12 protein-coding genes are annotated in these 26,308 nt (G+C 51.1%); 4 read left to right on the plus strand and 8 right to left on the minus strand.

Features of this window, described 5'->3' with window-relative positions; translation table 11 throughout:
- Positions 1-59: 59 nt before the first annotated feature.
- The 6 genes from BUB22_RS14355 to BUB22_RS14380 all read right to left on the minus strand — a co-directional run bounded on the left by BUB22_RS14355 (position 60) and on the right by BUB22_RS14380 (position 8,765).
- On the minus strand, positions 60-1,325 hold the full coding sequence (locus BUB22_RS14355; RefSeq protein ID WP_073116213.1) for a cytosine permease: 1,266 nt from the start codon (positions 1,323-1,325) through the stop codon (positions 60-62).
- A 110-nt stretch (positions 1,326-1,435) separates the two neighbouring features.
- Entirely contained in the window at positions 1,436-3,031 is a 1,596-nt protein-coding gene (locus BUB22_RS14360) for a bifunctional anthranilate synthase component II/anthranilate phosphoribosyltransferase (RefSeq protein ID WP_073116215.1), read from the minus strand.
- Between the two features lie 127 nt (positions 3,032-3,158).
- Positions 3,159-4,607, minus strand: coding sequence for an anthranilate synthase component I family protein (locus tag BUB22_RS14365; RefSeq protein ID WP_073116216.1), 1,449 nt, complete (start codon positions 4,605-4,607; stop codon positions 3,159-3,161).
- A gap of 32 nt (positions 4,608-4,639) precedes the next feature.
- On the minus strand, positions 4,640-5,392 hold the full coding sequence (trpA, locus tag BUB22_RS14370) for a tryptophan synthase subunit alpha (RefSeq protein WP_073116218.1): 753 nt from the start codon (positions 5,390-5,392) through the stop codon (positions 4,640-4,642).
- Between the two features lie 46 nt (positions 5,393-5,438).
- Positions 5,439-6,707 (minus strand): tryptophan synthase subunit beta, encoded by a 1,269-nt coding sequence (gene trpB, locus BUB22_RS14375; RefSeq protein WP_073116220.1) that lies wholly within the window; start codon positions 6,705-6,707, stop codon positions 5,439-5,441.
- 483 nt (positions 6,708-7,190) lie between these two features.
- Entirely contained in the window at positions 7,191-8,765 is a 1,575-nt protein-coding gene (locus BUB22_RS14380; protein ID WP_073116222.1) for a bifunctional indole-3-glycerol phosphate synthase/phosphoribosylanthranilate isomerase, read from the minus strand.
- Between the two features lie 180 nt (positions 8,766-8,945).
- On the opposite strand from BUB22_RS14380, the gene BUB22_RS14385 reads away from it, so the two are divergent.
- The 4 genes from BUB22_RS14385 to BUB22_RS14400 all read left to right on the plus strand — a co-directional run bounded on the left by BUB22_RS14385 (position 8,946) and on the right by BUB22_RS14400 (position 15,976).
- Complete coding sequence (locus tag BUB22_RS14385; RefSeq protein WP_073116224.1) at positions 8,946-12,338, plus strand: MFS transporter; 3,393 nt, start codon at positions 8,946-8,948, stop codon at positions 12,336-12,338.
- Positions 12,339-12,616: 278 nt separating this feature from the next.
- Positions 12,617-13,606, plus strand: coding sequence for a hypothetical protein (locus tag BUB22_RS14390; protein ID WP_073116226.1), 990 nt, complete (start codon positions 12,617-12,619; stop codon positions 13,604-13,606).
- A 237-nt stretch (positions 13,607-13,843) separates the two neighbouring features.
- On the plus strand, positions 13,844-14,737 hold the full coding sequence (locus tag BUB22_RS14395; protein ID WP_073116228.1) for an Abi family protein: 894 nt from the start codon (positions 13,844-13,846) through the stop codon (positions 14,735-14,737).
- Between the two features lie 282 nt (positions 14,738-15,019).
- Positions 15,020-15,976: an Rpn family recombination-promoting nuclease/putative transposase gene (locus BUB22_RS14400; protein ID WP_073116230.1), complete on the plus strand. Its 957-nt coding sequence runs from the start codon at positions 15,020-15,022 to the stop codon at positions 15,974-15,976.
- 227 nt (positions 15,977-16,203) lie between these two features.
- Here the strand turns inward: BUB22_RS14400 and BUB22_RS14405 are convergent, their stop codons facing one another.
- Positions 16,204-24,033: a pilus assembly PilX family protein gene (locus BUB22_RS14405; RefSeq protein WP_073116232.1), complete on the minus strand. Its 7,830-nt coding sequence runs from the start codon at positions 24,031-24,033 to the stop codon at positions 16,204-16,206.
- A 10-nt stretch (positions 24,034-24,043) separates the two neighbouring features.
- A complete protein-coding gene (locus tag BUB22_RS14410; protein WP_073116237.1) occupies positions 24,044-25,450 on the minus strand; it encodes a prepilin-type N-terminal cleavage/methylation domain-containing protein in 1,407 nt (468 codons plus the stop codon).
- Between the last annotated feature and the right edge of the window lie 858 nt (positions 25,451-26,308).

Below are 26,308 nucleotides of genomic sequence, written 5' to 3' on the forward strand. Positions count from 1 at the left end.
TATAATTTAGAAATTAAAGCGAAGTCATTCTGGAGCGGAACGCAGTGGAATGATAGAATCTACCGCTTCACAAGCACGCGAGCGTAGGCAAGAGCCGCCGATACGATGACAGCGAGAAGCGTGGGACCGAGCGGCACGGAATCCAAGCGCACGGCGACCTGGTACACGGCAAAGCCGGCAAGCCACGCGAAAAGGTTCCAAATCCAGAACGCCTTGCCGGATACGCGGGCAGTTTCTTCGCGAGCAGCATCTTCGCGAGAAGTTTCTTCGCCGATATGAACTGCGCCGGTATGAACTGCGCCGGCCTTCCCGAAGTAGAACGACACCAGAAGAACGGCGGCCATCGGTGCAAAGACCGAAGCGATGAGGTAGAGGAAGCTGATGTAGTGATCCATGATTCCCGAAATCGCGAGGAGTGCACTGATGGCGCTCACCACGACGCCCGTGATTTTCGGGTTCAGCCTGTGCACAATCGCCTTCGCCGATTCGCCCGCGGAATTTGCCGCAAGGAAGTTCGTCGTGACGGTAGAGAGCACTACGATAACGATGCCCGGGATTCCGAGACCCGCAAGGAGAATCGCCTTCGCAATGTCGTTGCCCACACCGGCGTTTGCGATTTCAAGCCCGATGAAATACATCCAGAAACTGGCGATGGAGTAAGCGATGGCAGAAACCGCCGTAGCGCGCACCGGCTTTTCCACATCCTTCGTGTAGTCCGAAATCACGGGCAACCACGAGAGAGGCAGGGCCATAGATATTTCAAAGATGTTCCAGAAACCGAGGGCGTGGCCCGCGGAATCCGCACCCGAAGAGGATGCCCCGGCAGAAATCGAGCCCGTTCCGAACAACTTAACCGTCAAGGCAGCAAGCAAGACGGCGAGCACCGCCATCACGACGGTAGTGACCTTCGCGAAGCGACGCAGACCCACGAAAACCCAGAGTGCGATAAGCACCGCAAGCAGCACGCAGGTCAACGGGAACGAAATCGGAAGGTCCAGGCCCGCGAGCACGGAGGCGCCCTGCGCGTTCAAAACCGCAATCCACGCCACCAGCTGGAAAAGGTTCAGCGACGCAAAGAACTTGGAGCCGTATGTTCCGTAGACAGAGGCTGTTGTTTCCATCGCGTTCACCCGGATGCGGGCGCCGATAAGCCCCACGAAGAACAGGAAAATTCCGCCGACGATGTGCCCGAGAACCAGAGGCAACCACAGGGAACCCGGAGCAGCCTCGGCACCGATTTCTATACCCGCCTCAATTTCGGAAACGGAAACTGCGACGCCGAACCAAATGACGGCATTCGTAAACAAGCCTGTACGTTTTTCCATTCTACACCTGCCTTGTTTTTTTTCGAACGCAAATATAGAACGCCCGTTTCCGAGCGTCCAATACTTTTTATATGGCGTAGGTTATAGGTTTTTCCTATAACCCATCTCCTTTACGAATTCGTTGCAGCCTTGACTTCCTCGATCTTCTTCAGCACGGAGCCGTCTTCCATCGCCTTCATGGCCTTGTCGAAGCCTTCCTTGATGCTGGCTGCCTTCTTGCTGATGTAGAGGGCGGCACCGGCGTTCAGGGCGCAGGCGTACTTGATGCCCGGGCGGCCCTTGCCGTTCAGCACGTCGAGAGCGAGGTTGAAGTTGTCGACTCCCGTACCGCCGGCGAGGTCTTCGGGATCCACGGAGGGGATGCCGAAGTCCTTGGGGTCGATGCGGTAAGTCTTGTACTCGCCATCTTCCAGGATTTCGGCGATGGTCGTCGGCACGCAGGGCGAAATTTCGTCGTAGCCGTCGTCACTGATGGCGACCATCACGCGCTTCGCGCCGAGGGCCTTCGCCGCCTTGGTGAACGGTTCCAGCACGGTCGTGCTATAGACACCGAGCATCAGGTACTTGGCTTCGGCCGGGTTCGTGAGGGGGCCGAGCAGGTTCATGATGGTCTTCACGCCGAGAACGCCGCGAACCGGGCCCGCAAAGCGCATGGCACTGTGGTAAACAGGCGCCATGAGGAACACGAAGTTCGTCTTGTCGATGACGGAGGCTGCCTTTTCGGGAACCATGTCCAGCTTGAAGCCTGCGGCCGTATAGAAGTCGGCGGCGCCGGACTTACTGGAAACCGCGCGGTTGCCGTGCTTAGCAATCTTTGCGCCACAGCTGGCAGCAATCAGGCCGGAGAGCGAGCTCACGTTGAAGCTTCCCTTGCCGTCGCCACCGGTACCCACGATGTCGGTGAGTTCGTCACCGCTGTAGGGGAACTTGCGCTTCTTGCTGCTCAAAACCTTCGCGCAGCCGGCGATTTCGTCGGCAACAGGGCCCTTGCTGGAAAGTGCGGTAAGGATTGCAGCCATCTGGCGTTCGTCCATGATGCCGTCGGTCAAGTCTTCCATGAACATTTCGGCGGTTTCGCGGCTCAAGTCCTTGCCTTCGGTAAGCGTGTTCAAGATGCCGCGCACATCGAGAGGTTCGCGACGGTAATTGAGGAACGCCTTGAAGAATTCATCGGCGCGGCCGCTGGCGATAGATTCCGGGTGGAACTGCACGCCTTCAATGGGGAGCGTCTTGTGGCGAATGCCCATGATGTCGCCGTCGGTAGCACGCGCGGTCACTTCGAAATCCGGAGAGAGCGTCGCTTCGTCAACGACCAGGCTGTGGTAACGCGTGAAGATGTTCTTCTTGCCGATGGTGCGGAAGAGTCCCTTGCCGTCCAGGTCGATTTCTTCGGCGATGCCGTGCTTGATAAACTTGGCCTGCACAATCTTTGCGCCGAAGGCATAACCGATAGCCTGGTGGCCGAGGCACACACCGAGAATCGGGAGCTTGCCCGCAAAGTGCTTGATGGCTTCCACGGAGACGCCCGCGTCTTCGGGGCGGCCCGGACCCGGGCTCACGATGAGGCGGCTCGGGTTCAGCTTTTCGATGTCGGCGACGGTGCATTCGCGGCTACGGAGCACGCGGATTTCTTCGTTAGTGATTTTTGCCAGCGCCTGGTAGACGTTGTAAGTAAAAGAGTCGTAGTTATCGATGATAATAATCATTTTTCTAATCCGAATTTTAAAAGGTTTATGGTTCGGGGATGTGTCATCCTGGAGAGTCCGTAGGACTCGATAGGATCCATGGACTCTATCGCCTTCGGCTCCAGAGTGACAGATGCTAGTCTTCCTTTTAGTTCTCCCCCTCCAGTACAGCTCTGATCGCTCCGAGCTTTTCGTTCGTTTCTTCAAATTCGCGGTCGGCGTTGCTGGCCGCGACAATGCCACCACCGGCCTGCAAGCTGATAGTCTTGCCCTGCTTGAGGCAGCAACGGATGGCGATACAGAAATCCAAGTCGCCGTCGGATTCCATGTAGCCAACCGCACCCGCATAGAAGCGACGCTTGACCTTTTCGAGGCCAGAAAGGATTTCGATAGCGCTGATTTTCGGAGCGCCGCTCACCGTACCTGCCGGGAAACTGGAGCGCAGCACTTCAATCGCCTTCTTGGTCTTGGAAACCTTGCCCTGCACGTCAGAGACCAGGTGAATTACGTGGCTGAACTTTTCGCATTCCATGTACTTGGTGGTTTCCACCGTACCGGCTTCGCAGACGCGGCCGAGGTCGTTACGGGCCAAATCCACGAGCATCAGGTGTTCGGCTCGTTCCTTCGGGTCACCCTTCAGGTTCTTCATCAATGCTTCATCTTCGGCATCATCCTTGCCGCGGCGGCGGGTACCTGCAATCGGGTGAATCGTCGCAATGCCTTCACGCACACGCACGAGGCTCTCAGGCGAGGCACCGATAAACTGGTGCGTGCCGTAATCCAGGAAGAACATGTACGGAGACGGGTTCACCGTGCGGAGCCTGCGGTAAATATCCAGCGCCGCGATGTCGCTTGCAAACTGGATGCGGCGGGAAGGCACGGCCTGCACGATGTTGCCAGCGACAATATGTTTCTGCAGGGCTTCGACCTTTTCCACGTATTCCTTGCGGGACTGTTCCAGGTCGGTCATCGTAATGCCCTTGCCGTACTGCGGTTCGGGAGCGAGGTAGCTGAAGTCCAGGTCAGCGAGGCGGGCCTTCACGTTCTCGATGGCCGCCTTCAGGTCAATCTGGTGCTCTTCATAGTTCAGGGCGAACAAGTGAAGCTTTTCGGTAAAGTGGTCAAACACGATGTAGATGTGGCCCACCAGGAATTCCGCTTCGGGAATGTTGAGCTCGTCCACCTGCGGGGCAAGGCGGATGGTATCGCAGCGGGCGCAGAATTCGTAGCCCAGGTAGCCCACGCCCGAGGAGGGAATGGGAATCTGGTTGGGCGGCACCGTGTTTTCGGCAGAGATCAGCGTGAGGGCGTCGAGAATGTCACCTTCGCCTTCCTTGAGGAAGGTACTTTCCTTGCCGTCGATAACGATGCTCACGTCCTTCTCGTTCTGGCGCAGACGGAAGCCCTCATCCACCATCAAGGTGGAGTAACGGCTACGGCCGTGCGAGAAACTCGCGGATTCAAAGATGGCCTTCGCACCGAGCTTCTTGCCGAGCGAAAACGGGGTGTAACGTTCGCCCGGGAGCGCCACGTAGATGCTATCGGTACGCGGTTCGTAACCCGGTTGTTCTGTGATATGCTTGATCTTGTTGGTCATGATGATCCTCTTGTTTTAAAATTCCTGATTCCCTAGAATTGGGTGAGTTCCTTGGCCTTCGCCTCGATTTCGGCAATCGCCTTCTTGCGGCCTTCGGCAGAATCTTCGTTACCGAGCACAATATTCACGAACACGGAGCCCGCGACTACGGCATACACGTGCTTGCTGAGCACCCTGGACTGTTCGCCGTTACGGATGCCGAAGCCGCCCAGAACCTTGGCGCCACCCTTACCGACGGTGTCGATAAAGTCGAGCGTCGCCTGGTCAATGGTGGTTTCGCTGCCGGTGGTACCTGCGCGGAGAGCGGCATAGATGTACTTGAAGCCCTTGGAGGCCATCGCTTCGAGGCGTTCCTTGGTCATGCTCGGAGCAGCCACCGGGATATTTTCAAGACCATGCTTCTTGCAAGCTTCAGTCAGACCTTCGTCTCCGTCGAACGGCAAGTCCGGAATGATGCAAGCAGAAACACCAGCGTCCTTGCACATCTTGACAAAGTTTTCGATGCCCGGCGTAAAGGCGAGCGAACCATAAATCATGATGTAGATCGGCGTTTCTGGGTGACGTTCGTGAATTTTTTTCACGATTTCAAGACCCTGCTTGGTAGAATAGCCCTTGTCGAGAGCGATGGTCGATGCGGTCTGAATGGCGGGACCGTCAGCGCTCGGATCGCTAAAGGCAAGCTGGATTTCAAGGATTTTTGCGCCACCCTTCACAAGTGCGTCGGCGATAGCGATAGAAGTTTCAGCGTCAGGAAAACCCGCAATAAGATGAGACATTAAGTTCATAGTTATAATCCCGTTTTGTCATGCCCGCGAAGGCGGGCATCTCCTTTTATTTGTTCATTATCTCCGCGTCGTGGATGTCTTCGTTGTTGTCGAGGCGCTTGAGTTCGGCCTTCAGGAATTCCTTCCACTTTTCGGGGCGGAACACCGGGCTCGTGATAAAGATGTCCTTGTCGCCGCGGCCACTCATATTGATGACGAGCGCCTTGTCCTTCGGAAGTTCCTTCGCAATCTTCATGGCGGCGGCACCTGCGTGAGCGCTTTCGAGAGCAAAGAGAATGCCTTCATTCCTTGCAAAGAACTTCACCGCTTCAAGAGCTTCCTTGTCGAGGATTGCCGTGAATTCCACGCGGCCAGATTCGCCGAGAGCAGCGAGCTGCGGGCCGATTCCCATATAGTCGAGGCCTGCCGAAATGGAGCGGGTCGGCATAGACTGGCCGTCTTCATCGATGAGGAAGCGGCTCTTGTAGCCCTGCACAATACCTTCGCGGCTCGCGTTACCTGTCATGCGGGATGCGTTCTCGCCCACGTTCGGGCCGATGCCACCCGCTTCCGCACCAATCAGGCGCACGTTCTCGTCTTCGATAAACGGGGTGAACACGCCGATGGAATTGCTTCCGCCACCCACGCATGCGACAACCGCAGCGATATCGATGTTGCGTTCTGCGGCCTGGCGCTTGACTTCTTCGCCGATGATGGACTGGAACGTACGGACAATATCCGGGAACGGCGCAGGGCCGAGGGCGGAACCCAGCACGTAGTGAGTGTTCTTGAAATTCGTGGCCCAGTCGCGCATGGCCTCGTTCACGGCATCCTTCAAAGTGCGGCTACCGCTCGTGACCGGCACGACCTTCGCGCCGTACATTTCCATGGTCGCCACGTTCGGCTGCTGACGGCGCACGTCAACCTCGCCCATGTACACCACACATTCGAGCCCGAGTTTGGCGCAAGCGGCGGCAGTGGCGAGCCCGTGCTGGCCGGCACCCGTCTCCGCGATGATGCGGGTCTTGCCCATCTTCTTTGCGAGCAAGCACTGACCGATGGCGTTGTTGATCTTGTGTGCGCCCGTGTTGGCAAGGCCTTCGAGCTTGATGTAAATCTGCGCACCGCCCAAGAGTTCGGTCGCCGTCGGGGCAAAGTACAGCGGAGTCTCGCGGCCAATGTAGTCGCGCTGGATAACGCGCAACTCCTCGAGGAATTCCGGATCGTGGATGTACTTGTTGAACGCCGCTTCGAGATCGTCGAGCGGGCGACGGATGATTTCGGCAACGTACTTGCCACCGAACTTGTCAAAGAAACCGTTATTCGAATTAATCATAGTCATTGTTGTGTCATCCTGAGTGGAGCGATCTTGTTTAAAGTTTTGTCTTATTGATTAAGGGTTAAAGGTTCTCGGGGTAAAAAATTAAAGGCCTTCGGGAGTCCGAAAGCCTTTTTCAATTCTTGATTTTAAGCACTTGATGAAATCAGCAAAACCGGACTCTATGTTCTAGAGCCCCACCACCAACGGTTGAAACGGATTGCAGAATTCATCTTCATGTTGCCAAAATTAGGAATGTATCTTTTTGGTGGCAAGGGGTCGCCCCAAAATTTTTGAAAAAAAATTGAAGGCCCCCGGAGGAGCCTTCTGAAACACTAGATGAAAAGGCAAGTCCTGAATCCCTTTTCCCGAGAACCCTGCCGCTAGCGGCCAGAGCGGATTGCCCGTTTCATCCTTATGGAATTCAATATATATACTAATTCCTTGTCTGTCAATAGGTTACAAGCAAATTTTTGTAAATTAAAATTTAGTCAAAAACGCCTATTTTTGCAAAATTTCGAACAGTTTGCGCATTTTTTCCGCATTTTTGATTCCCGGTGCGTCTTCGACGCCGCTGGAGACATCGATCAGTTCGGGGCGGAATTTGGCCACGATTTCGCCCACGTTTTCGAGATTTATACCGCCCGCAAGCCAGAGCGGCAGGTCGCCCGCCTTCTCCAGGAGCAGCGATTCGGGGATGGTCTTTCCGGTACCGCCGGGGATCCCCTCCACCTTCGCATCAAGCAAGACGCGGGGTTCACCGTGGCTGCGGAGGGTGGCAACGTACTCGAAATCCTCGGGAGCACCAACGCGGGCAGCGCAGTAATGCGCGAACGGTTCGGCAAGCTCACCGACCTTCGGCGGATTAACTCCGTGGAACTGGACTGCGTCGAGAACACCCTCGCGGGCGAGCCTGATGGCGGTTTGCCCTTCGGGAGAATCCGGGTCAGTGATGACGCCGACGAGGAGCGGAGATTCTTCGACTCCGTTAACACTACGCTCAGGATGACACAAGCGAATTTTCGCAGCGAAACCGCGCACGAATTCTTCAGTTGTCAAGCGCTTGGTGGTGCTGAAAACAAACCCGAGCATGTCGGCACCGAGTTCGGCAGCGAGCATGCCGTCTTCTTCGCGGGTAATGCCGCAGATTTTAACAAGCGGATGAGGCCGCACGCTCCCTTCGGCAAGCTCAGGGAACTTTGCGGAAAACCTTTTGGCATCCCTGCGTTCCGCGAACTTTTTCCAGAACTTGCCGCGGGCATTTTCGCACCCGCTTTCGAACGCAGCCACAACTTCTTTCGCGAGCGGCGGATTTTTGGCAACGGCCTCCCCCACCAAGATTCCCGTGAACCCGAGGTTGCGTGCATACGCGGCATCGCCCGGGGTCAGTATGCCCGATTCAAAAACCGCCTTCGCCGGCAACTTACCGCGCACCGCAGCAGGAACCAGCGGGTCGGTGTGGAATGTAGCGAGATCGCGCGAATTCACGCCTGCGACAATCGTCTTCGCGGCATCTGCCCCGAGCGCCTCCAGAACAACATCCAACTTCCGGAAGTCGTCCTTCTCGCGGACCTCGACAAACGCCTGTATCCCGAGGCCCTGGGCACGCTTCGCCATTTTAATAAGTTGTCCGTCATCCAGGATTCTTGCAATCAGAAGCACCGCATCAGCACCGCAACGGTACGCGATATCGATTTCGTCTTCGAACAAAAGAAAATCCTTGCGGAGGACGGCGCAGGCGTGCAGTCCCTTCTTCGCACGTTCTTCCATCGAATCGGCGACCGCAATCAGATCGCGGAGCGTTCCCTTGAAAAAATTGCCTTCGGTCAGCACCGAAACCGCCTGCGCATGTGCATCTGCATACGTGCCGGCAAGCCCAACCGGGTCAAGGTCCGGAGCGATGTCGCCCTTCGATGGCGATGCACGCTTGACTTCGAGAATGGCACCCGGCGTTCCGAGGAACTCGATGTGCCCGCGGCGTCGCTTCTCCGGAATCTCTATTCCGAAATTCAGGCCCAGCCGCTCGATATCCTCGCGGCGCATGCGTACGATTTTTGACAAAATATCTTCGCTCATCGGTTACCTTCAATCCGGGTTTCGGGTAAGAAAATTTAAAAAATTTTGCGTTTATATGGAAACACTTGCCAACAATAAACGAATCGGGCGTCCCGTCACTAAAAAGTAAGTTTAATGTAAACTACAGACTCGTGGATAAACATACCCATAATACTAACTTTGGGTAACTCTAGAGGATTTATGAAACTGAGCAAGTATCCGAGTGCCCCGTTGTTTTTGCTGTTTGTCTTTTGCAGCATTTTCGTTCAGATGGGCCTGTTCGTCCATTTCCAACGTTGGCTCTCCTTCTCGTTCGAAGGTTCCGCCTTCTGGTGGCGCAGCATGCTTTTGCAGGTCGCCATCTTTGCCCCGAGCATCTTCATGATGCCAGCGGCAAGCTACTTCGCGGGCCACTACCACAAGGGCCGCGTGATGGCGTGGTCGTCCGTGGGCATGCTCGCCTCCGTCATCGCGATTGTCGTGTGCTACGTCGCGGGTGCGGAATGGGTGGCCTATGGCCTGCTGGGCCTATACGGCGTGTTCCTCGCGGTCCTCACCCCGGCAAAACTCGGGATAATGAAGGAAATCGTCAAGAACGAAGACCTCGTGAAAATAAACTCGTGGTACATGGCGCTCTCCGTGCTCGGCACCGCGGGTGCGGCGTTTTTCGCGATGGGGCTTTCGGGCCGCCCCGATTCCCCGGTAAGCATCGACCTTACGCTCTGGATTTATCTCGGGCTCAGCGCACTTTCGACCCTTGCCGCCTTCTTCATTCGCGCGGGCGTATCGCACAACGAGCTCAAGATGCGCTCCCCCATGCGCAATTTTTCCGCCACCTGGAGCCACCCAATCGTGCGGCTCGCCATCCTCGGGCTCACCGCCTTCTGGGGCGTAACGCAGATATTCCTCATACTCATCCAGAGCATGAACGACATGCTCAACACGGCGGTCATTCCCATATCGATGTTCATCGTTGCCGCGGGTTACTTTGTCGGTGCACTTTCCGCCAGCTGGGCTTCCAAGGGCTTCGTCGAAACCGGGCTCATCCCGTTTGCCGCGGCCGCTTCCGCCATCACGATGTTCGCCATCCCGTTCGTGCACAACGACTGGCTGCAGGCAGTTCTCTACGGCATCATCGGGTTCAGCACCGGCGCAGGCTTCGTGATACTGCGGACGGTTCTCCAGAGTTTCACGCGCCCCGATACCGCAGGCCGCATACACGCCGTCGCGAACATGATTCAGATGGCGTTCCTCGTGCTCATCATGGGCGGGCAGACGCTGCTCCTGATATTCACGCCAATTACGCTCGATTACTGCTTCATGATTCTTGCGGTAATCCTCGCGCTGTGCTTTATCATGAACCTGAAGCAGACCCCCATGACGCTCCTGCGCGCATCGCTCCGCTTCGCGTTCGCCTTCGTGTTCCGCTACCGCTTTATCGTGAAGGGAGTCGAGAACATTCCCGAAACAGGCCCCGTGCTCCTCGTAGGCCCGCACTTCAGCTTTATCGACTGGGCCGTACTCCAGATGGCATCGCCGCGCCCGCTACGCCTCGCAAGCAACCGCAACACGTTTGCCGACTGGTACCAGCGCTGGTTCATGCACGGGAAATACGTGATAGACATTAACCGCCGCGACCCCGCCCCCGCCATGGAACAAATCCGCAAGGCGCTCCTGAACGGCGAGGCGGTGGTAATCTTCCCCGAAGGTGAAGTTTCCAAGACCCCGTTCGTATCCAAGTTCTCGCTCGACTACAGCAAGGCAATCGAGAACACGGGCGCGCAGATAATCCCGTTCTACATCCAGGGGCTCTGGGGCAGCCGCTACAGCCAGGCATCCGAATGCGTGATGCGCCCGCAGGCGTTCAACCGCGTGATAAGCGTCGGGTTCTCCAAGCCGCTCCCCACAAGCGCATCCGAAAAGGAAATTCGTAAAGACCTGCAGTACCTCGGAAGCGACATATGGAACCTCGCGATGGAACGCTCCGAATCCATCGTTCCGCTCTGGTTCAAGGCGATGCGCAAGCGCCGTAGCCGCCCGATACTCATAGACCCCGCGGGCAACCACGTGAACGGCTACGACATGATTCGCCTTTGCCATCACTTCGGCAAGGCAATCAGGTCAATTGCGAGAAACGAGAAGAACATCGGGTTCATGCTCCCGACAAGCCGCGACGCCGCACTCGGGATTATCTCGATTTTCGGCACCGGCAAGACGAGCGTCAACCTGAACTACTCCTCCCCCGTCGACACCATCCTCGGCTGTATCGAAAAGGCAGAAGTTTCTACCGTCGTCACGACGCACGCCTTCCTCGACAAGCTCTGCAACAAGAATGGTGAATTTGTCCACATTGCAGAAAAGTGCAAGATAATTTATCTGGACGACGAAGAAAAGAAACTCACGACGCTCGGGAAACTCGTCTCGGCATTCATCATCCGCACCTGCCCCAAGAGTATTTTGAGGCCGCTCTGGTTCACTTCCGCAAAGCTCTCTGACGATGCGGTAATCCTCTTCAGTTCCGGTTCCGAAGGCACGCCCAAGGGCGTAGAACTCACGCACAAGAACGTAATCTCGAACGCACTCCAGGGCGACAACGTCATCAAGCTCTGCCGTACCGACGTGATGACGGCACTGCTCCCGCTTTTCCATTCGTTCGGGTTCACGCTCACGTTTATCCTGCCCCTCCTTGACGGCGTGCCCATGGTGCTCTGCCCCGACCCGACCGACATCAAGACGCTCGCCCGCGTGTGCGCCCAGTACAAGACGACCATCCTCATGGGCACCCCCACGTTCCTGCGCGCGATTGCGATAAACCGCTGGGTACACCCGATGTGTCTCGATACGCTCCGCTATATTATCGCGGGTGCCGAAAAACTGCGCCCCGAAATGCGCGAGGCGTTCAAGCTCAAGTTCGGCAAGGATATCTACGAAGGCTACGGCTGCACGGAACTTACCCCGCTCGCGACGATAAACGCGCCCAACGTGCTGCTCGATGACTTCCTCACCATGGAAAAGTGCAGCGACCCCGATACCATCGGCATGCCACCTCCCGGTACCGTAGCCGCCATCATTGACCCCGAGACAAACGAGTTCCTGCCGCAAGGCGCCGAAGGCATGCTCGCCGTTACCGGCCCGCAGGTGATGAAGGGCTACCTGAAGGACGAGGAAAAGACAAACAACGTTGTCTTTATTACCGAAGGCAGGCGCTGGTACAAGACCGGCGATAAGTGCATCATTACCGAAGAAGGATTCGTGAAGATTCTTGGGCGATACAGCCGCTTCGCGAAACTCGGAGGAGAAATGATCTCGCTTACCGCAGTCGAACTCCGCATTGGCGAAACAAAGATTCTTGACGGCAAGGAATTCGCCGTCACGGCTGTTCCCGATTCCTCGAAGGGCGAACGCATCGTGCTGCTCGTGAAGGAAGCGGAAGACCCGGAAGATATCGCCCGCAAGTTGCGCAAGTCCGGCATGCCGCCCCTGATGCAGCCCGGGAGCGTATTCAGCGTCGAGAACATCCCGAAGCTGGGTAGCGGCAAGTGGGATTTCCCGGGCATGAAGAAACTCGCCACTGAGCTCGTCGAAGGCAAGTAGGCTCAACCCCATCGTCATCCTCGCGGAGGCGAGGATCCTTTCATTCGCCTTCCCCGCCTTACCTTCGTCATCCTCGCCCCACCCATTGTCATCCTCGCGTAGGCGAGGATCTTTTTTGTTTCCGCAGTGTAAAAAATGCACGTAAAAAAAAATTTATTTGGCTCATTTTGGGCAATTTGTCCGTTTCGCACCGAAGATGCGCTGGGAAACTCCGGTCTATTGCATCATCAAACCAGGGAGAATATATTAAGCAGACATGCAACATAAGGAGTAAAAATATGCCATTTATGCACCTTGCGTATCCAACTTACCAGTCTGTTGAAATTAATCCAGCTTTCGGAGCCTTCTTTGACAGCGAAGATGCGCTAGTCAATTTTTGCAACGCGGCGATTTCCTTGCCGAATGAACTAAAAATTGTCTCGCTAACTTACGAAAAATGCGGCCGAGATAAAATGCTACAAGGCACCCCGATTGAATTTTTCTTCTCAATAAATGCCATGCTAAGCGACCAAAGTAAATTGCGCATCGCTGTACACAAGAAATCCATCTATTCGTCCATTGACCATCAAATTTTAGGCAACAAAAGCTTCCGCCATTTTTCACCATACAAAATAACATGTGAGCCAGGAGAGTTGTTTTCTGCACACTCGGAGCATTATGATTATGTCATTTGGCTAGCCTTTACAACAGAAAAATATCGGACCGACCGAACCGACAAGGAATTCGAACAAATAAGCAAAAGCTGGGGTCAAACCTACCGGAAAACGACTTCAACGTGCTACATTTGCTACGAGATACCTCTTTTTACAAAGGAACTTGAATATTTGGAAACGGACGAAGACCGCTGGATTTTCCTATTGAGAACCACTCCACAGGCAGACAAAGCATTTTTCCTGGGAATTCCCGTATTCGACAGCGCCCTAAAACGAATCATGTCTTCCGAGGTCTCGCTGAAACTAGCCATGCAGCAAGACGCCGAGAGCGACATACAAATGGAATTTTTGTGCCAAATGAAAAATGCAAGAGACAGAGGCAGAGCCGATTCATGTTACAAAACCGCTCTTGTTGCACTTGGCTTACCCGAATCTACGTCAAAAGAAGATTTACCTTCCCAAAAACGCCAAGTCATCGCACTTTTTATGCTAGACGAGGGAGTTGATCCCTTTTATACTGCAATTTACACCGATCTGCCCCAAAATGAAGTGGAAAAATTGCAAAAAATTTTAGAAACCGACAGAGCAAAAGATGATGAACCGACGGGCGCGTAGCCCGTCATCCCCGACTTAATCGGGAATTTTCTGTGTAAAGAAAAATTTCACACCCCATTTGGCTCATTTTGTCCGCGAAATCGTTTTATAGGTAGAGGCATCCCGTTTTCGGATGTTTCTATGGACTATTGACAAAAGGATACAAATGTTACTATATTATACAATAACAATTCCCACCGCGCCTCCTAACAATGCGTACCACGGTGGGACTTCGTTTTTTAGGCATGGAGGGAGTGTATGGAATACACGAAAATGCCTATAGACATCCCCGAACAGATATCCATCTTGAAAAATCGTGGCCTTGTTATTGGGGATGCCACCACGGCCTTGCTGCATTTTTCAAGCATCAGTTATTTTCGCCTAGCCAGTTATTGGAAAACATTTGAAATAGATTCCACTTCGCATGAACTGGTTACAGGAACCTCTCTGCACGATGTCCTATCTTTGTATGCGTTTGATCGAGAACTGCGAGGCGTGATTTTCGCAGCAATACAAGATATAGAAATAGCCCTAAGGACGCGGATAATCCACCATTTTTCAATGGCTCATGGTGCTTTTTGGTTTATGAATGACGCGCTCTTTAGCGACATCAAAATATTTCAGAGGTGCTTATCTAGCTTACAGAACGAAGTGGAACGTTCTAAGGAGGATTTTCTTTTGGAGCACTTCAAGAAATATGATTCGCCACCAATGCCCCCAGTATGGAAAACTCTAGAAGTAGCTTCCTTTGGGACACTCTCCAAATTGTATTGCAACATGGCTGACACGTCTGTAAAAAAGTCTGTCTCCAAAAGCTTCGGGCTGCCGCAATACAAATATCTCGAAAGTTGGATTCGCAGCATTACCGTTTTGCGAAACTGTTGCGCACACCATGCGCGTATCTGGAACAGACGCTTTCCGTGGAAACCGCAGTTACCTAGAGAACTACCGCTTGATTGGATTGATTCTTCAAAAACTTTGCCTATAAAACTATATGCACTACTTTCGACAATTCTTTACCTTGAACAAAGTATATCTGTAAATTCCTCTGTTAAGGAACGTTTGCTAGCATTGCTTGCTATTTTGCCGAGGGGGCGGCTGAAGGCGAAGGGTTTCCCAGAGGATTGGCAAAAACAGGATTTGTGGCGATAACATCCCCGCCCCCACCCATTGTCATCCTCGCGACTTGTGCTGAGCTTTGCCGAAGCAAGGCGAGGATCCTTTCACTCGTCATCCCCGCCTTACCATCGTCATCCTCCCCCCACCACCATTGTCATCCCCGACTCGGTCGGGGATCTTTTTGTTTCCGCAATGTAAAAAATGCACGTAAACAAAATTTATTTGGCTCATTTTGGCCGCAAAATCGTTTTATAGTATAGATAGGGTCACTCTATCCGCCTTTGCGGGGGCGTTCCCGCTATAAAACAGAATAAAATGACAAAAAATGAAAACTTTGTAAAGTCGGATATTCGCGATATCGCTCACGAATTCAACGTGATTGTGGACTCCGTGAAAGATGACAAGAGCAATTTCGTTCACGACAGATACTTTAGGTTCGCCTTTGCGAAGCCCTCCCGCATGGTGGAACTCCTGACGCTGTTTTCGCGTCACAATCCCTCGCTCAAGGCATTCCTAGACACCATCGACCTTGCAAGCTTGCGAGGATCGAGCGAAAACCTTTCCAGTGACAAGCATGCAGGCTCCGCGGACCTCGTTTTCGAGGCGAATCTCAAGGATGGCGGCGTCACCGGACTCTACGTGGGAATCATCGCCGAGCACAAGTCCACCAACAGGGACAATGTGTTTCTCCAGATTTCGGAGTATTATCACCACCTGTTCCTGGAGCGCGGAAAGGACGTGCCTGTGGTGGCGTTCATCGTCTATAACGGAGAGGACGGCTGGGATCCACTCAGCGAAACTCGGTTTCCGAACTATCCCAAATATTATCACGACATCGGATTTCCTTTCAAGGTGGAATTCTTGGATGTGGGACACGCCATCGACGATGCTGAATTGAAGGCTCTTTCGCCCATTACCCTTGTCGCGCTCACCGCAATGAAGTATATTTGGGACATGGAGAAGTTCTCCGTGTCCTTTCGTGAGGCGGCGAAGTACCTGCTCAAGATGCAGAATACCGATGAGGGGAAGGATTTTATCAAGCAGTCGCTTTCGTATTTCTTTTGGAAGTGGCCCTACAAGAGCGAGGTAATCAAGATGGATAGTCCGGAAGCCATTGCAAACAAGGGTTACGAAACCTTCGGTGAGCATTTCTTCAATGCAGGCGAGGCAAAAGGAGAGTCCAACGCCATCAGTGTCTTCGAGAAACTGGGCGTTTCTCCGGAGAAGATTGCCGAGGCGAAGGCGATGCTGGCTGAACTCGCGAATAAGTAACCACCATCGCCATCCTCCTTCCTCGTCATCCTCACCCCTCCCGCTGTCATGCCCGCGCAGGCGGGCATCTTTGCATTCGCCTTCCCCGCCTTACCATCGTCATCCAAGTCCCCTCCATCGTCATCCTCGCGCAGGCGAGGATCTCCTAGCATATCCTACCCTCCCCTTATCAACAAAAAGCCCCGGACGGAGAGTCCGGGGGGCCTTAATTGTTTAATACCTTAGAATTACCAACAATGCAATTTTACAGAGCCTCCTGACGGAACATCCAAATCTATGGGGAATGTAACGGTTGCTTGGCCATTGCATCCTCCATAATCATGGTAGAAGGTAATTGCTGGATTAAACCAAGCCTTCCCAGCAGTTCCTCCATTACAGTCCTGCGGTTGCATATTCTTGGTTCCCGATTGTCCAGCACAATACAATTTGTATTTTCCAGGACCAAACACTTGATTACCTGATGCATCAGCAACTTCTCTAGCATCACTATCATAGTACACGTTAAAGGAAGTGCATGTAGTTGCATCACCTTGTGAATTGCTTACCGACAAAGTATATGTAACAGTTGTTTTATCAACCGATGCTCCACTTAAAATCGGCAAACTACTTCCATAGATAGTTCCACTTGCTCCTGAATAGCCACTAGCAGATATTGTATAAGAACATCCACCAACTACCTCGCAATTCGATATTGTCATCGGCAAGGACACATCCCTCCCTGGCTTTGAGACAATAGACGAAGAGGGGCACCCAGTAATCGAAGGCACTGATGTTGCGGCACTTACAGTTTTACAGCCCGTCATATAAACAAATGATATTTCATTACAATCATCTATTTCTAAGTTATTAACAAACGCTGGCGCAGGATTGGTAGAGAAATCTTTAGTAGGAGGACCGTTCCCTTGTAACTGGAAAGGCACTCCATTCCATTTTCCCGTATGATTTTCGCATGCAAGTGGAGCCTTTATTTGTACTTGCCCCGTACAAATACGATTGGTTGTAATAGTCGCACAACTGGTATTTTTCCATGGAAGATTCGGAGTTGGAGGATAATTAGCATCGTTCGAATTGTCTCCGTTTATAGTCCATGTAACAGCCTTACATGTGGATCCTTCAACAAACTGCATCAACCCATGGCAAGAGTCCCAAATGTCATGATTACTCTTGTCATAAACAGTGAATATGTATTCCACATCATCATCTGGAGAAGCGGGAGTAGGGAAACTAATACCTGTTGTCGCGGAAGAGTAGGTTCCTGTTCCATTCTGGGTTGAAGCATACGCCGTTCCTGAAGTAGGTCGCAACACGTAATCACAGCCATTATCGCAATTGGCAAGGGACGAAGCATAAAATGTCTCCGTCTTATTAACCGAATATGTTCTCTTTGTACTTGGGCACGTAACATCTGGACGAGGCGCTTCCTTGGTTATTGTACACTGATCGGATACCGCTTCGCCATTAAGATATAACTTGTACACACCTGGAGTGGGGTGAGAACCTGTCTTTGGATACGTAATCTTGTATTCAGAATTACTGAGATTGCTTGAACTACTAATTGGATTTTCCATATCATCGTCTTTCACAAGTTTCCAAGGACAAGCATTATTGGCACACGCCTGCCCAACGGAAATCTTGAATTTTTCATCTCCTCCTTCCGTTATTGAAGAGCAAGTAATATTTGGCGATGCAACCGTCAAATCCACCGTACAAGATGTTTTATAGTCGCCATCCTTGCCCTTTATCATCAACGTATAGGAACCCGACTTGGCTGTATTCACTCCTGAGATATCAAAGGATAATTCATCCTGACATCCCGTTGAGCCAACAGCAATGCTATCCGCCCCCTTCATCAACCTATATCGGCGATCACACAAACTATACCCGTGACTATTTATATATGCGCGGAAGTTTGCATTTGCACCAGGCTGACTGACAGAAGCATTGGCAAATCGACATTCCGTTCTGACATCGTTTTCATTGCCGCTGCTCTTTTCCGTAATCTCAAAACTTGCTTCACACTCATTAAACGGATACGATGCACCCTCCGGGCTCTTTACCTTATATTTGTAAGTCCCCACAACATAATCCGCGGCAGCAGACGATGCACTTGTCGGAGCACTTCCATCACCATTCTTGCCGTTGCCATTTGGAGTCACATTGATAGACCCGCTGCCATTCTTCGGGTATCCATCTAACATGGCATCACCAATATACACTTCGTACTGGCAACCTCCCGTGGGACAGCCATCAAGGTTTATATTAAACTGCGGCATGCCTTCGCCCTGTTTTTTCGGCGAGCCCGTAACACCACAAGAGCGGTTAATTGAGCCTATCGTCGAAGGTGTTACAGAACATTCCTTCGAAGCTGTAGAACCAGTATTGTTCACAATAGAAGCAAAGAACTTGTAAGACTTGCCCTGATACTCTGCATAAGGATTGTCAGCCTGCTCTATTTGAGCCTTCTGATCATTCCACGTCACATCCGCAGGCAACCTGGAAATATCAAATACAGTCGCGTTATCAACTTTCGCTTCCACGCCATACGATGCAATATTATCTTTATTCTGAACACCTACCAGTACAGTCCATTTTCCATCAGCATAGTTAGCAGTACATTCCGAAATGTCAACGGCATTTTTACAAGATGCGACAACACTCTTGACTAAGAGAGCAGAGCTTCCACGATTTTTAAAGATAATCTGCTTTACATGTTCGGGGTCAAAGCCCTCCGCACCGACCGTCATTGCATCGTCAACACTGAAACTTGCTTTTCCGGTAGTCATGACAACCGATTTACTCGCATAACCCTGGGCACCCCATAGGGCATTTTCGCTCATTAGCCAAATTTCAACATCTACACCAGATGCAGGATCACCATTCGCTTCAGCCAGCTCAATAGAAAGGCTTGTTTCACGAAGGTTCGCTGGACTTGTCAAAGTCACAGTCGTTTCTTGTCCAGCGGACAGCGGTTTGTCCTTGGCATCGTCAATAGCGACATGATCTGCACACTTATTGATTTTTCCTGTCCAAAAGGGGCCACAATGTGCACGTTCCACAGTAGAAGCCCAAGCCGCTTTCTCCGTTGAACTAGGAGTACACGTAAGTGATGCTTTGACCGTTCTCATTTCCTTCTTACTATCATTATCAGTATAACCATGATTATGGTTACCGAGACCAGGTTCATCAAAAATGAGGCTATCACTGCCACATTCAGTCCCTGCATCGGTATTACTGGAACAATTGCGAAGGTCATTTCCATTATAATAGTAATATGCATCAGTGCAGCTTTGGCTATCAAACCAACCCGAATGACCAACCCATGGCTTCACTTTCTTTTCAATAGGAATCGCTCCGTTCGTCGCGACTGCAGCAAACGAGCACTTGACTATCGGGGGCGTATCATGACATTCCGCCGAATAGGTATCACTCTTCCAGCCAATGCCATACAGTTTAAAGTTCGGGTCCGCCAAGCTGAATCCAACAAACTCGTGGGCGACATCCATATAGCTTGTTCCAATGTCGTTCAAATCAAATACAAAACCATATTCCGTCGGAGTTCCATAATAATTCCCCGTAAACGCGGCCAATGAGAGTTTCCCGTCCACACTGATTGTCGCAGACATCATTACCATGCTCGATGCATAAACTAGCGCCGGATTGTCGTTGTCATCAACCAGGACTCCATTCAAGCATTTACCGCTATTGGAGCACAACTGCGCTGTCAGGTATCCTGTTTGTCCGGCAAAAACGTTCAACATCAAGTATTCTCCGCCCGATACATTAGAATGCAGCAAGAAGCCAGACTTTGAAATTTCTTGCGTATTGCGGTTATGGCTTGCAGTTTCCTTTGGCAACTGGAACAAAGCCTTCATTGTTCCATACGTACCAGCATTCACCGTACTCATCACCGTAACAGGTTGAACCGTAGCACGTCCCTGGCGGCGCAAGGAAACGCTACCAGCAACCTCATCAATGTTGCTCATCTCGCCCGAAATCAAGTGCCATTTAGATTTGGTATATTTGCCCGTAGCATCAATTGCCCCAACGCATGTTGCATCATCTGCATCACCACACTTATCTATGCAATACTCCATATCAACAGAGGTGCAGCGCACATCGCCAGACTTAAATTCTTCAAAGAAGCAATGCTTATCGCTTTCATTAAAATGCGCGTAGATAACCGAATTGTCATCTTTGATAGTAAATTCGCGATAAGTCTCACTAGAAATAGCCTCGGTTACCGGGCAGCTAACGCCCGAGCAACTCCAATAATTGAATTTAGGATACGATGTACGACTAACCGTTAACGATACAGTTTGTCCACTGAAGGCTGATACATAACAAGATTTATCATCACCGGATGTACTATACTTACATTCGGAACTTGTGTTACCAACATTAATTGATATCACAGGATCATATCCGGATATTTCTCCAACAAACGTCAAGCGAATAGTCTTCTTGAGAGCCTTAATACTCGCCCGCAATTCCTTTTCAGAATCCACAGCGATTTCCGATATATCGTAGGAATTGCCTTCCGTGGGAATAATCACGACGCAGTTTTCAACGTTCCTGCCAGCAAGCTGCAACGTCCCTGAACCGCCAACGACAATATTCCAACGATTATTTCTTTCTTCGGTACCGAAGGTAATACCGGAAGGTTCCACCCAGGTTTCATCTACACTGCAAGAAGGCCAAGATGCATCACCTCGTTGACCTTCGGGCGGACAGACGCTAGAATGCGATTCACAATATTTAGCAATATCATTATCCGTCACATCAACACGCTTCAAGGTCGCGCTACTCGCCATATAAACAGTGGCGGTGTAAGGGCTGCCAATATGGTATCCGTCTCCAGAAAGCAACTGGAACGTAATAGAACCGTGAGTTGCAGAGGCGTCGGTCGTTACCGAGAACAAGGTTACAATCTTACTTGTCGAAGGATCGCCCTGTATCGGGAACGAACAGGTTGATGATTCATCCGACCTAGTACCAGAAGCACCAAGCGTATAGCTCCAATGTTCGTCAGCACTCGGGCAGGTTGTGTACAATGTTGTCGCGGGAGTATTCGGAGGAATCACGACATTGACATCCTTTGTCATACCCGCAGAAATTTTCTGATCAGGATCGACAAAAGTTATCGGCAGCGACCCACGATGATTATCACCAACAACTACCCAGAACGGCACATCGCTATAGCCATTAGCCTTTGCATTACAGGTATAGATACCCTTGGCAAGCGCCACACCCGAATACAGTTTCCCTGTTGTTGAAAGACTTCCGGAACCTCCAACGCAAGAACCCACGCTAACATCAGCCTTTTTCAACGTCGATCCATTCAGGGGAACAACATTGTAGTAATCATTCAGCTCACCAAACGGGTCGCCCGGCAAATAAATGACACGAGGCAACACGATAAACGACGGATTGAGATTTGCCTGATTGTTACCAGACGGAAGAGTCTCGTTATTTTCGTACTGCGATTCTAGTGTCACGCCTAATTGAGGTGCCATTGAGATATAGTAAGCATCCGTACCATTTGTTGCAGTCGATTCTTCAGTGCTTTCGCCAGAACCGGAACCCGAGGGATCGCCTCCGCCACTGCCGGTTCCGCCCGTACCACCGCAAACAGAACCATCATTCGGGCAAATAACGCCTGCCTCGGACAAGGCGTTAACCAATTCCTGGTTATACGTAATGGAAGAAGACTGCAACTTGCCAAGCCCCGCGCAGGATTCCGCAGTCGCATAAATGGTTCCAGTCAGGTTAAACTGGTTTCCCGAACCAATATCCCCTTCGGTATAAATAAAGTAGTTCGATACAGTCACGTCGTTGAGTGTATTTGCGCCCTTCTCCAGGTAAAGAAGGACTCTTGTATCGCCAGATGTTTGAGGGAGCTTTGTATAGAGAGCGTCTTTCGCAATAATAATGAACTTGCCTTCCAAAGTTCCCGAGGGGTTCGTACTGTTTGTTCCTCCAGAAACTTTGACCACAAGGTAGCCATTATAAAGATTCTTTTCTCTCTTGGTTGCATCGGTGGTATTTTCCTGATAGCACGCGTTCAGTTTTGTTACAAGATCATTGCTGTATCTTGTAATGTTTGCTGCGCAACCCTTGTTCGCGTAGGGTTCAAACATGGTCTTGGCAGTAACCAGTACATCATCAACTTTGTAGGAAGAACCATCGCAACCAGGTTTCTTTTCCCAGATTTCATTACAACTATCCTTTACCGCCTTAGCACATTCCAATTTGGTAGAAGGTTCATCCCTAGTAACGGTTCCATTAGACATAAACCAGGGGGTCACGCCACAAATCGGGCGGAACTTGTCTCGTTCATGTCCCGGGCCACCATTCTGGTTTGTGCAGTAGGGAGACCCCGTTGGTTTCCCATCCTTGTAATTAAGGCGTTTGCGATCGTGGTTTTCAAAGCCATCCCAGAAGCGCTGACCATCCACATGATACGCAAGCATTTCGACACCTTCTGTGGCATCCGAACAGTACTGCCACCCAAAAGCATTGTGTTCCCATTTATTACACCATATCCAATAAGGGTCAGTAATGGATGTAAGAGTCACATCATCATGGCCAGGTTCAAGATAATACGAATAATACAGTTTTTCCTTAGATGCTTTCTCCGGATACGGAGAATATTGCGCACCATTCCAACGTTCCGCCGGGCCAACCTTACCTTCATGGTTATTGTCACAGTACGCATGATTCATATCCGGAGCCATAACGCCGGGCTTGACGTTGCACTTGATTATCTCATCTGTAGTTTCCGTAAACTTGTTTTCAACCAAGGAATTGTACGAACTCCAGGGATATCCCGATTTCATGTAGACCGTCTTACCGGCCCCACCTAAAATAATCGTTTCATACTTATCATAATGGTCACCATCAGAAACCAAGTTTGTATCAGCACAATTCAGCAAAGTATACGTAGCCTCGCCCCATCCATACCAGCCGTTAGGCTCTTGTTTTTTTGAACTTCCCGTACACGAAACAACAGTCTTCGGCTGACAGCCCATCCAGTTACACCACACTCTTTCGCAGGAGCAGCCGCTGTACTTTACAGAGCCATACCAAAGATTTTGCGTTCCCGGCATCCACACATTGCCTTCACTTTTAAATACATAATTCGTCCCCCTCGATATAATATGGGCATCCTCGGCGAGGCAAAGATCTCCTTTAATGGTCATAGGCTTTGCGCTCTGGACAGTCTGGAGGTCACCGTTCAACGTGACATGTCCCCCAATTTCAAACGGGCCCGCCGAACTGGGGCTAACATTTCCTTCAAAATAAGCATTCCCAGACGCATTTATGTTACCCGTAAAATTCTTCCCCACATAAAGGTCCTTGCCCATCAAACCGTTGTTTTCGGGGCTCATATTTCCGCCAACACAAGCGAGTTCGCCTATCGAAACATTATTACCGGTTAGTTCTGCATTTCCCGTCACAACGAATTTCTTTTCAATCCCCTGCGGGTTACCATACCAGTTACCATTCACGATGGCAGAAGTCATCGTCAAGGAACCAGCACCATCATAACTGCCACCAAAATACGCATAGTCAAATGGGATTTTTTTCTTTGTGGTTTGAGGTACAGGAAGCGAAACCTGGTACAAGCCGCTCACGTTAAAAATGGCTATTTCGCTATGTTTTGCCCCACCATTAGCTTCACCCGACGAAAGGACCTTCAATTTGTATGTAGACCCAGAAGTATTCACGCCAACCAACCAAACATGATGGTTCTGGCCCGGGCGCTGCAGCGAGCGGAGATTCGCATCAAGATTAATTGGAACGTAATTGCCATCCATGTACTGTTTGACAAGTGCTCCTACATCATTTGCATGGAACGTCATCCAAGCACGGGCATTTTCAATACCAGCCACCGCACTCTGATACGCCATCTGTTTTTGCATACGCGAGCCCGACGAACGGCCTTCCGAGGTAAGCCACTTGTAGGTCGCAGTCGCCGCAATAGTCGCAACAAGCATAAAGAGAAGCACGGTGACAAGAGATACACCAGCTTTCTTGCTACTAATTCCAAACTTCATATTCCGCCTCCTAATCACTGGGGCCGTTGCTCGGCATAGGAACAACAACATCTACGCTGCCGCCTTCACCGTTCCGTGAAATTTTCAGTTTCAACCGAAGAGCTTTTATGTTCTTCTTTTCCGCTTTGTGCGTTTCGGTAGCGTAACCGCCATCGTTAAACACATAGTTTGTGCCGACAACTTTCTTCAAATTCAAGTTACTTATTGTGATTTTTCCCTGATGAATCAAGGGTGAATAACAAGCAAACGTGAACGCCATGCAGGCATTCTCAATTTTTTGCGGAACAGAGAATCGCATTGTGCGCTTTCCCCCGCCTTTATCAGCATCAAGAGGAGGAAAGAAAAGAAAATCCTCTAGCAATTTTACGCCATCTTTCCTCGGGATATCCCCAGTACTCACACTTCTAAACCCAACCGACAAATGATCCACCCCCGGAACGAATGAAAGGCTTCTATTTTTCGCATCTCCCGAATAAGCGTTTGGAGAATCGACATTGAACGAAATCTCATACTCCTGATTAGCTTCAAGAGTTATCTTTTCACATGCCGTCGCCCATGTTTGAGTTCCTTCCAATGTATTATTTTTCATTGCAAAAATCTGATTTAACCTCCGACTGCCCTCATCAAGAATACCCGGAGAGTCATCGTCTGATTTGAAATTTGTGAAAAAATCAGATATCGTAACACTTGTACCGCCTTTTCCCAACTCCCCCAGAGAATTGACTGTCGTAACAGCCACATATTTCATATCGCCAGTCCGCGGAAAGAAATTGAACGCTCCACCAGCATCCGCTGCCGGGAACACTTGTTCATTCGCTTCCAACACACCAGGTTCAGCGGCTTCAACAGCGAAAGTCGCAACACCATCGGCCATTTCAACACCTTCAGGAGTTCCACCGACATCCGCGCAAGGTTCATCATCGGCAAGAGTCAAACCCGTTCTCTTTTCAACAAGTTTGCACGAGCGTTTCAGCTTTGCGTCTTCCACATACCAACGAACTTCCTCAGTAGCCTCGTAGTATCCGTTAGCATCGTAACGCAGGCGACGTATAGTTAAATCACTCTGGTTGCTACTTGCCGAAACCCTGAAAGAAGAATAATCTGCGCTGCTACAAGAACCCGGCACCGGATCCATATAGACACTCGTGTGAACGGAACCAAAGTTATTGCCATCATCCGTAGTCCCCGCCTCCATCGAGCTCTTCGCGCCGGTCTGCGCGACGTCCTGCTTGAACACCGCAGCCACGTTCTCGGCGACCTCGGAGGCCTTGAGCATGCTCTGCGTGCGGACGCGCATCTTGGTCGAATTGCTGAACGCCTGGCCCGCGACAATAACGACGATACCCACGATGGCGATATAGACCATCAGTTCCATGAGGGTAAAGCCTGCGCGCTTGTCTGTAGTAATCTTTCCCATACCGTCCACAGTCCGTTCAGTGTACACAAAAACCCGCGGCACACGCCGCGACGCGGGGCCCACACGAGTCCCGTCCTGCTTAAAATAACTTTTTTCGGGAGCGAAGGCTCAAAAAATCTTTACAAAACGGCCAAAAGTGGGATTTTTCACTAAAAAAAGGGGTTTTTGCGGGGGCTATCCGCCTGGCGGACTCATTTAACGCAAATTATGCGTAGAATAGAGAATTTTGAAACCCCGAACTGTTGCAAAAAATGCAACAACTGAATCCGCGTCCAACTCGCCACTTTCCAGCCCCCTTGATGTGCCTAGATATCGTAGGTCTTGCCGTCGGCGGCAGCATGTGCAAATTTTGCACATACTGAAATTTCTTCCAACTCGTTGGTCTCAAGCTTCCATGGGAGCATCACAAAGATACTCCATGATGTTTACGACAAAATAAGATTTAGAAGCCATGTTTCTTTCTAAGGAGAGCGAGTTTTCTCAAACTGTAAACTCCGCTTAGAACATCGGCCTTGACTCGGCTGACAGAAACAGGGGCCTTCAATACATTAATCCGAACAAAAGCGCAAGCCAATTTTCAACAGCCAAGGCGAGTTTCTGGCATTTCGCTCAACTACTACACATTTGTTCACTATCAAATATACACAAACGCAGGACGGTTGTCAATACCCCCGCTGCATTTTTTGAAAAATATTTCGCGGGGGCGCGTCAGCGACCCCGCGGGCATCTTGTGCCCCGCATTAGCATTCCCCCATCTTGTGCCCTGGACCATGCAGGAGTTTAATAAGAGGGTAGCATAAGCTACTATATTCATTGCGCAACCCCAAAAAGGTAAAACAATGGCAAAAGTCAACTACA

It is taken from the genome of Fibrobacter sp. UWCM, assembly GCF_900129735.1.
GTDB lineage: Bacteria > Fibrobacterota > Fibrobacteria > Fibrobacterales > Fibrobacteraceae > Fibrobacter.

Bases quoted from the DNA above. Each gene is read 5' to 3' on its own strand.
- BUB22_RS14385 (WP_073116224.1), top strand. From the start codon at position 8,946: ATGAAACTGAGCAAGTATCCGAGTGCCCCGTTGTTTTTGCTGTTTGTC.
- BUB22_RS14390 (WP_073116226.1), top strand. From the start codon at position 12,617: ATGCCATTTATGCACCTTGCGTATCCAACTTACCAGTCTGTTGAAATT.
- BUB22_RS14360 (WP_073116215.1), bottom strand. From the start codon at position 3,031: ATGATTATTATCATCGATAACTACGACTCTTTTACTTACAACGTCTAC.
- BUB22_RS14380 (WP_073116222.1), bottom strand. From the start codon at position 8,765: ATGAGCGAAGATATTTTGTCAAAAATCGTACGCATGCGCCGCGAGGAT.
- BUB22_RS14410 (WP_073116237.1), bottom strand. From the start codon at position 25,450: ATGGGAAAGATTACTACAGACAAGCGCGCAGGCTTTACCCTCATGGAA.
- BUB22_RS14395 (WP_073116228.1), top strand. From the start codon at position 13,844: ATGGAATACACGAAAATGCCTATAGACATCCCCGAACAGATATCCATC.
- trpA (WP_073116218.1), bottom strand. From the start codon at position 5,392: ATGAACTTAATGTCTCATCTTATTGCGGGTTTTCCTGACGCTGAAACT.
- BUB22_RS14365 (WP_073116216.1), bottom strand. From the start codon at position 4,607: ATGACCAACAAGATCAAGCATATCACAGAACAACCGGGTTACGAACCG.
- BUB22_RS14355 (WP_073116213.1), bottom strand. From the start codon at position 1,325: ATGGAAAAACGTACAGGCTTGTTTACGAATGCCGTCATTTGGTTCGGC.
- trpB (WP_073116220.1), bottom strand. From the start codon at position 6,707: ATGATTAATTCGAATAACGGTTTCTTTGACAAGTTCGGTGGCAAGTAC.
- BUB22_RS14400 (WP_073116230.1), top strand. From the start codon at position 15,020: ATGACAAAAAATGAAAACTTTGTAAAGTCGGATATTCGCGATATCGCT.
- BUB22_RS14405 (WP_073116232.1), bottom strand. From the start codon at position 24,033: ATGAAGTTTGGAATTAGTAGCAAGAAAGCTGGTGTATCTCTTGTCACC.